Here is a 12,265-nt window from a genome sequence, read left to right as displayed (position 1 = left end):
CAAATTATTTCGTCGCCTCATCGCTTGCTTCCGGCCTAACCGCTATGCCGACCAAGCGCTGGAAAGAACTGCAGCACGGCGCCGATGACATAGAGATAGATGCCACTGGCCACAAAGAGGTACAGCGCCCAACCGGGCATGACGAAATTCATCAGCAGTGAATAAATACCGAGTGCGGACCACAACAAGAATACCCCGAGATTGAGCGGCCGGAACCGTTTCACCCTGACCGGATGCAGAAAATTGATCGGCAGGAAGGTGAGCACCACCGAGATGCCGACGACAATCAACGCGGTCGGTCCGCTCGCCTGAATGACGAAGAGCGTGAAGACGATCATGTTCCAGACGACGGGGAAGCCGGAAAAGAAATACTCCTCGGTCTTCATGCCGGTATCGGCATAATAGATGGCGCTGGAGACGACGATCATTCCAGCTGCGGCAAACGACCAGGGCTCTCCGATCATCCCGCTCTGATAGAGCGCGAAGGCCGGAAGCAGGACGTAAGTCACGTAGTCGATGATGTTGTCGAGCGTATCACCCGACCAGTTGGGTAACACCTCCTTGACGCGGACCTTGCGGGCAATCGGCCCGTCTATCCCATCAACGAGAAGTGCAAGGCCAAGCCACCAGAACATATCCACAAAGCGATGTTCAGCCGCAGCGACCACGCCAAGGAAGGCGAGAAACGAACCCGAAGCGGTCAATATATGCACGGAAAAGGCGCGGATTTCCGCATATGGCACGCGCCTATATTTGAAGATTTTCATGCGTCCCCGTGTCGCCACCCTTTGTGCCTCCCACCCCGGCAGGCAATTGTTTTCTTTTAATATGCACCCTTTGTCGGGCGCTGCCAGCGCAAAAGCACAAATTCTCCGGCACGGTAATCCCTGTTTCCGTCATTTTCATCGTCTGTGCTGTTTCATCCCATGGATTTCAACAGGCGAAGCGACTAGTTTCGAGAGAGACGAGAACAGGATAGTGGCATGAAACAGGTGGATGTGACCGTCGTCGGCGGTGGGCTGGCGGGCATGATCGCAGCGGTCGCGATAGCGCGAGCCGGTCGCCATGTCGCACTTGTGGCACCTTCGTGGTCAAAGCCGGACGGCCGAACCACGGCGCTGATGGACCAATCCATTCGTTTTCTCGAGCGTCTAGCCATCTGGGACAGGATATCCCCAAACGCATCTGCCCTGTCGACCATGCAGATCATCGATGGCACAAAGCGGCTGCTGCGTGCCCCGACCGTCGCCTTCCGCGCCGCGGAAATCGGCCTTGAGGCGTTCGGCTACAACATGCCGAATACCATACTGATCGCAGCGCTGAATGATGCCACGCACAGCGAGGGAAACATCACCCGGATCGATGCGGTAGCGACCGCTGTCGATATCAGCGACCGCGGCGTGAGCATAGCACTGGACAATGGCGAGACGATCGAATCGACGTTCGTCGTGGGGTCGGACGGGCGCCATTCCATGGTGCGCGAAAGCGCCGGGATCGGCGTCAAGACCTGGTCCTACCCACAATCGGCAATGGTGCTGAACTTTGCACATGCCCTGGCGCATCAGAACGTCTCAACGGAATTTCATACGGAGAGCGGACCATTCACGCAGGTTCCCCTGCCCGGAAATCGCTCCAGCCTTGTCTGGGTGCAGAAGCTGGATGAGGCAACAGCGAACGCTGCAAAATCGCTTGAGGAGCTTAGCCGGCTCGTTGAGGATCGGATGCAATCCATGCTTGGAAAAGTGACCGTCGAAGAGGGCGTTCAGGTCTGGCAGCTCTCCGGCATGACGGCCCGGCGCTTCGGCAAAGGCCGCGCGGCGCTGATTGGCGAAGCCGCTCACGTGTTTCCGCCGATCGGAGCCCAGGGCCTGAACCTTAGCCTTCGCGACATCATCAGCCTGGCCGACATCCTTGGCGACCGTCCGCAGCAACCGATCGAAGCCTCCGCCGGCGATAGGTTTGATCGCAAGCGCCGCATCGATATCCTCAGTCGCACCGCCAGCGTCGACCTGCTCAACCGATCGCTGTTGTCCGATTTCCTGCCGGTGCAGATGCTGCGGGCGGCCGGATTGCACGTCCTTTCCGCACTTCCACCGTTGCGCAACATCGTCATGCGAGAAGGCATCGAACCAGGCCGCGGCTTCAAGATCAGGCCGTCGATCTTCACCGAAAAGCTGCGCCGGTAGCTCCCGTTCACCTAGCCGATCCGCATCAGGATCGGAAAGCTCTGCTGAAACCAGATTGCCACATCGCTGACGAAGCCGAACATGAAGGCAAGGCCGGTTGCGACGAGGAACGCGCCCATGACTTTTTCGACCATGCCGAGATGCCTGCGGAACCGGCCGAGAAATCGCATGAAGGCGCCGGAAAAGCCGGCGGCGATCCAGAATGGCACGGCAAGTCCCAGCGAATAGACGGCAAGCAACCCTGCGCCTGCCCCGACCGTCTCTCGCGTAGCGGCAACGGCGAGGATCGCGCCGAGAACAGGGCCGATGCAGGGGGTCCAGCCGAACGCGAAGGCAAGGCCCATGACATAGGCGCCGGTCAGCGTCGCCGGCTTGCCGCCGCCTCGAAAACGAGCCTCGCGGGAGAGTATGCCAAGCCGAAAGACACCGAGAAAATTCAAGCCCATGGCGATGATGATGAGGCCGCCGATTTTGGCCAGAAGATCGAGATGCTGGCGAAGAAGTAGGCCGATCGACGACGCGCCGGCTCCGAGCGCGACAAAGACCGTGGCAAAGCCGAGCGTGAAGAACACCGCCGAAAACAACACCCCGCCGCGGATGTTTGGCCCCGTTGTCGCTACCGCCTCGCCGCCACGGAATTGCTCGACTGAAATTCCAGCCATGTAGCAGAGATAGGGCGGCACAAGCGGCAATACGCAAGGCGAAAGGAAGGAGAGCGCGCCCGCCAGCAAGGCACTCAGGAACGAGATATCGGCAATGGACACGAAGAACTCCGGCTAAAGCAATGACCTGTCTTCCTATCTTCAGGGTGGCTAGAACGCCAATCACCTTTTTGCGCGGCAATCACCTTTTCGCAGGACGGTCATTCCTGGAAATGGCCAAGAAATCCTGATGGCGACCACATTTCGGCGATTTTCTGGGTTGACCCGAATGGGGTGTCTGCATATGTTCCGCGCACTTCCAGCCGGGGTGCATTTCACCCGCGCACGAGGGAGCGCGTAGCTCAGCCGGTAGAGCAACTGACTTTTAATCAGTAGGTCTCGGGTTCGAACCCCGACGCGCTCACCACAAGCTTTGTCGTTTCAGCCAGTTGCCGATGATAAAGTCCCGCCTGCACTGCGTTGGCAAGACGGCTGCAGACAACTTCCATATCCCACACTACCGCGGGTCCGGCCTCACCGCTGAAACCCAGGTCAATTCCGCCAGGGTCTCAGCTTGGAACCCCAACACGATCTCGCTTCACAAAAAGGAGGTTTTCCAATGACCGACGCCCGATGCAGTTGCGGCGCTCTCACATTGACGCTTCTGGGACCATCAAAGTTGGTTGTCGCCTGTCATTGCCTGGCCTGCCAACGGAGAACGGGTGCGCCATTTGGCGTAGGTGCCTTTTATCCGGTCGACGCCGTCGCAATTTCTGGAACTGCGAAAGAGTTTGCCCGCGATGCAGCGAGCGGTGGGAAGGTCCACACGTATTTTTGTCCAAACTGCGGTTCAACGGTCTATTGGATCGCCGACAACTTGCCCTTACTGATTGGCGTGGCGGTCGGCGCGCTGACGGACCCCAAATACCCTGCCCCGGTCAGATCGGTTTTCGAGCAGTCGAAACATGATTGGGTTCAAATCGATGGTGCAGTCGAACACTTCCAGCAAAGCAGTGTGACAAAAAAATCCAATTAAAACACCACGTCAATTCCACTTGAAATGGCGCCGTTCTGTGTCATGATATTGCTATTGAATTTGTCTCCAGCGTTGACCACGGATGTACTGGCAGCGGTGTTTGAGGCAGATCGAGGAAGGTCGGAACGGTAGCGTCCCGGCCTTTTTCTTTGCGGTGCGGCGAACACTGGGGAGTGAGGGAAATCCTCGCAGGTTGAGGTCAGCGGCGCAGGCGATCCACGCCGCCGATTATCTCCTGTCGGCTTATACCTTGCCGCCCTTCTTCTTGCATTCACTGCGGAACTTGGAGCGTTCCTTTCCATGGAGCCCCTTCGCGTCAGCCTGCGCCGAACATTCTTTCGACACGGCTGACTGCGCGGGCGCCATTGCCTTTGGCTTGGCCATGGCCCCGGTGGTCGATTTCGTGGTCGCCATCGGTTTCGTCGTGGCCATCGGTGTTGTCGTAGCCGCAGGGGCGGTCGTGGCCGCAGGTGCGGTCGCTGTTTGCGCCATTGCACTCGCACTGACGAGAGCGGCAATGGCCGAAGCCGTGAACATAGCAACAAATCGCATGATTATTTCCTCCGCTAGATGGTTGGATGCGTGATATCCGACTAACAGTGGGAGCTTGAACCGTTCTCGGAATGAAAGCAATCATTCGCTAATATGTGCTGCGCGCTCGCATCGACTGGCTGTGGTGCTCTACCGCCGTCATGCCTACACATGCCGAATAGAACATGGTGCTATCGACCGGAGGGCGCACCAAACCTCGCCCTCCTTTCCACTCTGGCGAGACTATTTGGCCATGTGCCAAACGCCGCCAACGCCGTCGCCATTCATGTCACCGGCTTTCCTATCGCCGGCAAACGTATATAGCGGCTTGCCTTCGTAGGCCCACATTTCCTTGCCGTCGGCAGCCTTGACCACAGTCCAGCTACCTTCCGCCTTCGCCTTGGCAGCGGCATGGAAAGCCGGCCATTTCTTCAGGCAACTCGTATCGCAATTCGATTTGTCCTTGTCGTCCTTGTCGAACGTATAGAGCGTCATGCCCTTCTGGGTGGCCATGGCCTTGCCCATCTTGGTGTCGACCATTTTTGCCGGTTCAGCGGCAGCAGCGGTCAAGGCTGTCGCTGCCAACAAGCCGATCGTCATAAACAGCTTTCTCATGATTTCTCTCCTATTCCGGGGTTGCCGGCGGGATGCCGGCCGTGCCCGATAGCAGCTATGAAAACGCCTCGGCGGACAAGCGGTTCCATCGGATGCCGAACAATCGAACAGGGTCGGGAGCGATGCCGTCACCACCTGGCGGGTCTCGCATTTATCGATGCTACGGTGAGGCCAAGGAACCTATCAAGAGGTCTTCACGACCAATCAACCGGACCGGCGGCATTGGAACGCGATGATGGAAGCCGCTCATCCTCTTTCGCTATGGTTGAGGTTAACATTTTCTTAATTATTCAAAAAAGCGCAATCTTTTCAAAGGCAGCAAATGTCAAGCCGCGAGAATTATGCGGCTACGTATGCAACGCATGGGTGGGATTAATCCCCATTTTATCATGACATGAAACAAGAATGGTAATAATATGCGCCTCCAAACGGATTGTAGAAATCCTGGGGGGAACGGGACGTGTCTATCACTTCAGCAATGAAGCGCCGTACCGGACGAAATGCTCCGACTGTGATTGTTGTCGAGCCTCATACGCTTGCCCGTACGGCCATCGTAAGACTTCTGGAGCACGAGCTCCTTGGTTGGAATTTCATCGACATGATCTCAATCGAGAGTCTCGATAGAGCTCTTGGCATGGACGTACGGTTGATTACGATTGATCTGGCCGGCAGGAATGTGAAAAGCCTCAGCCTGCTCGACGATCTCTCGGCGATCAAGGAGCGGTTTCCGGAAGCACCTATCGCTCTGCTTTCAAACACCGAGGATGTCTTGATGGCATCCCAGGCGCTCAACATAGGCATTCGAGGTTTCTTCACGACCTCACTCCCCATCGAAATCGCCCTTGCCGGCTTGCGGCTCGTGCTCGCTGGAGGGATATTCTGCCCTCACCCAATGGATGCACTCGGCATCCGGCAAATCAAGCCCGTAAGAAGCGAAGACGAGAGCCAGAAGATCATCACTGCCCGCACGAATTACTTGTCGATCGCCGACTTCACCCCTCGCGAGGCGGATGTGCTCGCGGAGCTGCAGTGCGGCTGCTCAAACAAGGTCATAGCGGGGAAGCTCAATTTGTCGGGGCATACGGTGAAAATGCATCTGCAGCACATCATGCGCAAATTGCAGGTTCAAAACCGCACTGAAGTGGTCGCTCGGTTGGGCTATAATCCGTCAAATGGCAATGGGCATGATATCAGCGCCCAGTAGGCTAAGTGCTCCGCCGGCTAAGCACGGCCGTTCGACGTTTTCTCAAGCATCTCGCTAAGCGTTGCCGCTGCAAGCATGGCTGCGGCCAGGAGCTTCTTCAGCTTCTGGTTCTCCTGCTCGAGAGCCCTGAGCCTTTTGACTTCGAAGCCGACATTGCTGAATTGCATGGATTGCCACCGGTAGAACGTCGGCTCGCTGATCCCATGTCGATGGCAGACATCGGCCACCGTCACGCCACCCTGATGTTCCTTCAGAATGCCGGTGATTTCCTCATCGTTGAATTTTCGTTTGCCCATCACCGCGTTCCCTAGACGAATTCAAACCTGAAGTTTGAGCACAGCAGGAAGGAATAAAGCGTCAAACCATAGTTGCGTCGCGCACCGGGCATCGGCTCCCGTTTTGCTTTTGCCGCGCGCCCATCCACTAAGACGGACAATGATGCGTGGCAAATACCTTAATCCGATGGCGTGCCCGAACCGCACAGTTCGGAAACGCCGCTCTAGTCCTCGCGGAACGCTCTGTGGAAACTGTCGAATAGAGGTCTGACCGCGTAGAACGCAACGCTGCTCTCGCCTGTCTCGATCAGTGTCTGTGCCGGCATGCCGGGGAGCAGCTGGACATCGCTCATTTTTGCCAAGCGCTCATCCGTCACCCGGATCGTTGCCTCATAATAGGATTGGCCGGTTTGCTTGTCGACCAACCGATCGGCTGAGACGTATTCCACCGTGCCCTTGAGAAGCGGGACCCGGCGTTGATTGTACGGGAGGAGATGAACCTGCGCCGCAAGCCCCGAATGAACGAGATGAATGTCTTCGGGCCGGACATGCGCAGTGACGATCAGGCGGCCTGCGCTGGGCACCAGATCGACCAGCGGCTCGCCTGCGCCAATCACGCCGCCGAGCGTATGAATGTGAAGGTCCATGATGACGCCGGCTTCCGGGGCGCGGATCTCGGTCCTGGAAAGCTGGTCGTCGATCGCCGCCAACCGCTCGCGCAGCTGCAGGATCTGGCCCTCCGCGTCGCGCAGGCCCTCCGCCACTTCGTTCAGGCGATCGCTTTGAAGCTTCACAAGGGAGGCCTGGGTTTCGTTGATGACCTGGTAGGCGCGGGAAATCTGTGCTTCAACTTCCCCGTATTGCCCGTCGAGATCGGCCTTTTCGCGACCGAGATCTTGAAGCCTGGTCTTTCTTTCCGCGCCTTTCGCAGCCAATGCAGTCGAGGACTCGAGCTGCTGGCGGGAGATCTCGGCCCTGGCAGCCAATGCCGCCTTCTGTGCGCCCAGCCCGATGATTTCCTGCTGAACCTGCGCCATTCTCTCGTGTGAGATTTCAATATTGGACTGCATGACCTGGCGACGGGTTTCGAATATCCTGTGTTGTCCGATCAGAATGGCTCTCACCGACGAACTGGTATGTATCAGCGCCTGGATATCCGCAGGATAGGTGATCTCATCAGCACCCTCCTGCTCGGCCACCATACGCGCATGCCGTCCCTCAAGGTCCCAGAGCTGGCCCTGCAAACTGTCGCGTTCCGAGCGTGACTTGGTGTCGTCGAGTTCGATCAGAATCTGCCCCGAAGTTACGGCGTCACCATTCTTGACAAGGATCCGCCGGACAATCCCTCCCTCGAGATGCTGGATGGTCTTGCGCCCGAATTCCGGCTCGACCAGGCCCGATGCTACCGCCGCGCTCTTCAACGGCGCAAATATCGACCAGATGCCGAAACCGCCGATGAAGACGCACATCAGGAGGTTGCCTGTCCGCGCGACCCCGCGAAGCCTCGGCATCGGTGAGGCCGCAGCCAATCCCGAGCGAACCGTTTCGTCCACCGGCCAATAGGTCAGGAATCGCCTGGCTGCGTCCGACCTTTGAGCAAACCACTGCTTCACACCGGCGGAGCTGCCGAGTTTGACCGGGAGGGTAGTGAGAGGAACAAGGCTCATGGCGTGGTCTTTGCCTCCTATGTTCCCGTTGGCGACGGTGCTTGAAGAAAAGTCTCGTAGATCCGCTCGCTGTCTCCAAAGGCAGCGACAGTGCCGTTTCGCATGATGGCGATCTTGTTCGTAACAGGTAGAACGCCCATCCGATGCGTAATGATGACGACCATCATCTGCCTGGATTTCATGCGTTCGATTGCCCTGAACAACATGCATTCGCCGTCATAGTCGAGGCTCGAATTCGGGTCGTCCAGCACCACCAGGGCCGGGCTTCCATAGGCCGCCCTTGCAAGACCAAGCTGCTGGCGCTGGGCGCGAAGCAGCAGGCCGCCGCCCTCGCCTATATCGGTCTCGTAGCCCTGCGGCAGCCGCATGATCGTCTCGTGCAACCCGACGAGTTTCGCCGCTTCGATTGCCTTGCCGGGGTCCGCGCCATCTAGCCTTCCGATGACATCCTTGATGGCTCCCCCGAAGAGTTCGATATCCTGCGGCAGATAGCCGACGTGGCGCGTGCCTCCACAGAGACGCAACGCGGATATATCTACGCCGCCAAGGAGCGCGCAGCCGCTTGTCGCCTGCATCACTCCAGCGATGATCCGGCCGAGCGTCGACTTGCCCGAGCCCGATGGGCCGATGAGCGCTACGCAATCGCCCGGAGCCAGCCGCAGCGAGACGCCTTTCAATATCTGGCGATCCGCCAGGGGCAATGTGTAGCCGACATTGTCGAGAATGAGACCGCTCCGCTCCGGCACCGGCACCATCCTCGCCTCATCTTGCGAGGCGACGGCGATCAACATGTCATTGAGGCGATTGAAGGCCTTGCGTGTATAGGCAAATGAACGCCAGGCGCCTATGGCGCCTTCGACCGGCGCAAGCCCGCGACCGATCAACAAGCTGGCGACGAAGATGATTCCGGGGCTGCTATTATCCTCCAGCACCAGCCACGTGGCTGCTCCCATCATCAAGATCTGCGTCAGTGTTCGGACGGATTTGGAGAATCCTAGAATGATCTCCGTCCGATGCATTGCGATATCCTGCGCCTTCCTTGCCACTTCCGCTTCGCGGTAGACAATCTGCGCGGCACCGTCCTGCATGCCCATAGCACGGATCACCTGGATATATTTCAGCGCCATTCCAAAGCGCAGGTAGCTCCTAGAAAGGGCAAAATTTGCATGCGCCAGCGGTTGGCGTGTCGCCAGCTCCGTCAGGAGCGCGAGCAATAGCAACGCGACCGCGCTCAGAAGACCGATAACCCCGAGCAACGGGTGGACCATAAAGAGCAGGAGTAGGAATGCCGGCGCCCAGGGAACGTCGAATAGGAGGGAGCTTGCCGGCGAGTCCAGAAATTGCCTGAGTGTTGCAAGGTCCCTATAGCACTCGGCAGCCGCGCCCTTGTCGGTGCTTGCCGCATATTCGAACGACGCAGTCAGCACGACTGGCCGCAACCGATGATCCAGCCAGCTGCCAATGCGGGAAAGGGCCGCCCTGCGGACGATATCCAACATTGAGCCAACGACCACTGCCACGGCAACGATGAGCGTCAGCATCAACAGCGTGTCGGCACTGCGGCTCGACAGGACGCGGTCATAGATCTGCAGGAGATAGATTGACGGGGCGAGAAGAAAGAGATTGTAGCCGCAGCTATAAAGAAAGACCAAGCCGAAGGCTCCGGAGCAAGCCCTGAGGGCCGCGACCAAATGCGTCGGCGGGAGCGGGGATTGTGTGAGACTTGTTGTCATTATCAAATCTCGGTGCTCGCGATAGCGATATGGGAAATGCTTGATCAAACCATGCAAGATTTGAAGATCGCCGGCGGGTACCGGCGATCTTCGGAGCCTGAACTCAGGAGCCTATGTGGCTGAGATCGATATGGCCGAAGTCGACCGAGAAATGGTCGAGGGCATTTGAGATATTCGTGGTCGTGGGATCCGTGTGGACCACAGCCGCTGAGATGTCGCCGCCCTGTGCGAGGTTGCCACTGCCGCCATTGCCGCCGACGCCGGCAAGAATGGTTGCATGCTGATCGGCAACGAGCTGGGTGTATTGGGTGGCCGTCGTAGCCGCTGCAACGGCTGCGGTGTCACCGCCGCTTGACGAGCCCAGGCTACCGTTGGATGTGGCGTCTCCACCAGCGCCGCCAGCGCCCGTATTCGTCACGGATGCCAGGAAGCCATTTGCCTGAGAGAAGCCACCAGCTCCACCGCCCCCAGCGTCCCAACTGGCCAATTGCGAAAGGTGATCACCGTTGTGGATTTCGGTCGATGCGCCTTCAACAGCTTGCGTGTCGGCAACATATGCAACCGGATTGTAGTGGATATCTCCGTAGCTGTAGCCATCCCCGCCATTGCCGGCATTGGCGTCGCCCGCTGCCGGATTGCTGAGATGGATCGTGTCAGATATTTGCGGAATAGGCATTGCGTTACTCCCCTACCTAGTTCAGTCCGTGTTCCTCCGACGGCCCGGTACCCAGCATCTCATCAGCCAGGCAAAATAACCGCCCTGGAAGAGTGCTCGTGAACCAGCCCATGAGATAGCTAGATATTCGGGGGACGCTCCTTTGGGCGGGGTATGCATGGGGGTGTGGATGTCGTCCTTTGCAGTGCGCGAGAGTGTATCAGCACGGCGTTGCAGGAGCACGATCGGCAAACTCCATCGGCCAGCCGACCGCTCGATGAGGATGGATGACGGTCGCCCCTGCGCGCGTTCCCAGGGCCGCCCGGTCCAGGACCATGCAATTTTTGGAAGGAAGATCTTGGAGGGGCCGCCCTATGTGTGCAGGGAATGAAGGATGTCGTCGACCAGCGCGGAGTGAGCGCCCGAGACATTTCCATCACCGCCAAGACCGCCGAGCCCAGCCATCTGCAGCGTATGTTGATCGGTCAGCACATGGTCGATCTGCACAGCATCGGCCGTGCCGCCGGCGGGAACGGCAATGTTGATGGGGTGATAATATCCAAGATTGACATCCACCAGGGCCCCGTTCGAATAGCCGTCTCCCCCACCGCCACCGGCGTGGTTCCCTGTGAAGATCGTATCCGAAGACATGTTGAAGCCGCCGCCGTTGCCGCCGATGCCGGCGATCTGCACCCCGCCCTGATCGAAGATGGCGTTGTTCGTCTGATGGGCTTCCGCGGAGCCGCCAGCAGCACCTATGGCGATATTGATGGGCGAGAAGATGGCAACGTTTACATCGACCATGCTGCCGATGAAATGGCCGTCGCCGCCGTGTCCGGCGTAGTTGTCGCCAGTAAAGGTGATCGCGGTTCCAGGACTTGCAGCTCCGCCGCCGCCCGCAACGTTGTGATCGCCACCCGAGCCGCCGATGCCGCCCATCTGGGTTCCACCTTGCAGGAATGCCGCGTTGTTCGTCTGATCCGCATGGGCAATCGAGCCTGGACCAGCAGCAACGGCCGTGTTCACCGGGGCAAACACGCCGACATCGGTACTGACGATACCGCCAATGAAAAAGCCATTACCGCCAACTCCGGCGTGATTGCCGCCGCTGCCGCCGCCCATGGCAAGATTTCCGGCCCCGCCGTTGCCGCCGATACCAGCCATTTCGGTCGCATGCTGGTTGATCAGGGCGTCGTTGCCCTGATGGGCATCGGCCTCCGAATACGGGCCAGCCATTGCAGCGTTAGAGGGCATGAAGACAGCTGTGGGTGTGCTGCTGATGAGGCCGTAGGCTACTCCGTCTCCACCGCTGCCGGCTGAATTGTAGCCCGCATCAGGCACGACATCCAAGGGAAGCCAGGTCGGCACCAATGCCAGATGGCCGGCAGCCGAACCGGAGAGGAGGTTCTGATTGACGCTCGCAGAAGGCGCGTCTTCCGATAAAGGACGAGTTTCCGTCATCTCCCTCGCTCCATTTCAGGTCTCAGCATCAAGCCCCGCAAACCTACGGAGAATCGAGCCAGAATTGATCGCCCATTGTGAAGCGAGATCGACAAAATGAAGAGCCTGCAATTCGTCTACGCCCATTTGTACGGCAGGATAGCCATTTGGCTGTCATGGCTCTCGTGCGATCTGCAGCAATCTCGGGCCGGGCCGTATGCCGGCGTTGCGTCGAAGTGGAGCAGAAAATCTCACTTCCTCTGGACATCTCCGGCGCAGACT

12 protein-coding genes and 1 tRNA gene are annotated in these 12,265 nt (G+C 58.5%); 4 read left to right on the top strand and 9 right to left on the bottom strand.

Annotation, left to right across the window (positions count from 1 at the left end; translation table 11 throughout):
* Positions 1-35 precede the first annotated feature (35 nt).
* Complete coding sequence (pcsA, locus tag AB4Z52_RS11515) at positions 36-767, bottom strand: phosphatidylcholine synthase (protein WP_442218042.1); 732 nt, start codon at positions 765-767, stop codon at positions 36-38.
* Positions 768-983: 216 nt separating this feature from the next.
* On the opposite strand from pcsA, the gene AB4Z52_RS11510 reads away from it, so the two are divergent.
* Complete coding sequence (locus tag AB4Z52_RS11510; protein WP_442218041.1) at positions 984-2,186, top strand: UbiH/UbiF family hydroxylase; 1,203 nt, start codon at positions 984-986, stop codon at positions 2,184-2,186.
* Positions 2,187-2,197: 11 nt separating this feature from the next.
* Here AB4Z52_RS11510 and AB4Z52_RS11505 read toward each other — a convergent pair whose 3' ends face one another.
* The gene (locus AB4Z52_RS11505; protein WP_442218040.1) at positions 2,198-2,950 is read right to left on the bottom strand and encodes a cytochrome c biogenesis CcdA family protein; all 753 of its coding nucleotides are present in this window, start codon (positions 2,948-2,950) and stop codon (positions 2,198-2,200) included.
* A gap of 228 nt (positions 2,951-3,178) precedes the next feature.
* Between AB4Z52_RS11505 and AB4Z52_RS11500 the strand changes: the two genes are divergently transcribed.
* Both AB4Z52_RS11500 and AB4Z52_RS11495 read left to right on the top strand, forming a co-directional pair.
* A tRNA-Lys gene (locus tag AB4Z52_RS11500) sits at positions 3,179-3,254 on the top strand.
* Positions 3,255-3,446: 192 nt separating this feature from the next.
* Positions 3,447-3,863: a GFA family protein gene (locus AB4Z52_RS11495; RefSeq protein ID WP_442218039.1), complete on the top strand. Its 417-nt coding sequence runs from the start codon at positions 3,447-3,449 to the stop codon at positions 3,861-3,863.
* Positions 3,864-4,106: 243 nt separating this feature from the next.
* Here the strand turns inward: AB4Z52_RS11495 and AB4Z52_RS11490 are convergent, their stop codons facing one another.
* Positions 4,107-4,415 (bottom strand): PsiF family protein, encoded by a 309-nt coding sequence (locus tag AB4Z52_RS11490; RefSeq protein WP_442218038.1) that lies wholly within the window; start codon positions 4,413-4,415, stop codon positions 4,107-4,109.
* A 222-nt stretch (positions 4,416-4,637) separates the two neighbouring features.
* Positions 4,638-5,009 carry a COG4315 family predicted lipoprotein gene (locus AB4Z52_RS11485; RefSeq protein WP_442218037.1) on the bottom strand — a complete coding sequence of 124 codons (372 nt, stop codon included), beginning with the start codon at positions 5,007-5,009 and terminating at the stop codon, positions 4,638-4,640.
* Positions 5,010-5,487: 478 nt separating this feature from the next.
* On the opposite strand from AB4Z52_RS11485, the gene AB4Z52_RS11480 reads away from it, so the two are divergent.
* Positions 5,488-6,213, top strand: a complete 726-nt coding sequence (locus tag AB4Z52_RS11480; protein WP_442218089.1) for a LuxR C-terminal-related transcriptional regulator — start codon at positions 5,488-5,490, stop codon at positions 6,211-6,213.
* Positions 6,214-6,230: 17 nt separating this feature from the next.
* On the opposite strand, the gene AB4Z52_RS11475 is transcribed toward AB4Z52_RS11480, so the two are convergent.
* From AB4Z52_RS11475 to AB4Z52_RS11455, 5 genes are all read right to left on the bottom strand, one after another.
* Positions 6,231-6,509, bottom strand: a complete 279-nt coding sequence (locus AB4Z52_RS11475; RefSeq protein WP_442218036.1) for a transposase — start codon at positions 6,507-6,509, stop codon at positions 6,231-6,233.
* Positions 6,510-6,712: 203 nt separating this feature from the next.
* Complete coding sequence (locus AB4Z52_RS11470; protein WP_442218035.1) at positions 6,713-8,155, bottom strand: HlyD family type I secretion periplasmic adaptor subunit; 1,443 nt, start codon at positions 8,153-8,155, stop codon at positions 6,713-6,715.
* Between the two features lie 17 nt (positions 8,156-8,172).
* On the bottom strand, positions 8,173-9,888 hold the full coding sequence (locus tag AB4Z52_RS11465; RefSeq protein ID WP_442218034.1) for a type I secretion system permease/ATPase: 1,716 nt from the start codon (positions 9,886-9,888) through the stop codon (positions 8,173-8,175).
* Between the two features lie 103 nt (positions 9,889-9,991).
* Positions 9,992-10,564: a PE-PGRS family protein gene (locus AB4Z52_RS11460; RefSeq protein WP_442218033.1), complete on the bottom strand. Its 573-nt coding sequence runs from the start codon at positions 10,562-10,564 to the stop codon at positions 9,992-9,994.
* A 351-nt stretch (positions 10,565-10,915) separates the two neighbouring features.
* Positions 10,916-12,004 (bottom strand): hypothetical protein, encoded by a 1,089-nt coding sequence (locus AB4Z52_RS11455; protein ID WP_442218032.1) that lies wholly within the window; start codon positions 12,002-12,004, stop codon positions 10,916-10,918.
* Between the last annotated feature and the right edge of the window lie 261 nt (positions 12,005-12,265).

Origin of the sequence: Rhizobium sp. 2YAF20 (genome assembly GCF_052114685.1) — a bacterium.
Taxonomy (GTDB): Bacteria; Pseudomonadota; Alphaproteobacteria; order Rhizobiales; family Rhizobiaceae; genus Rhizobium.
This window is presented reverse-complemented; position numbering and strand designations above follow the sequence as displayed.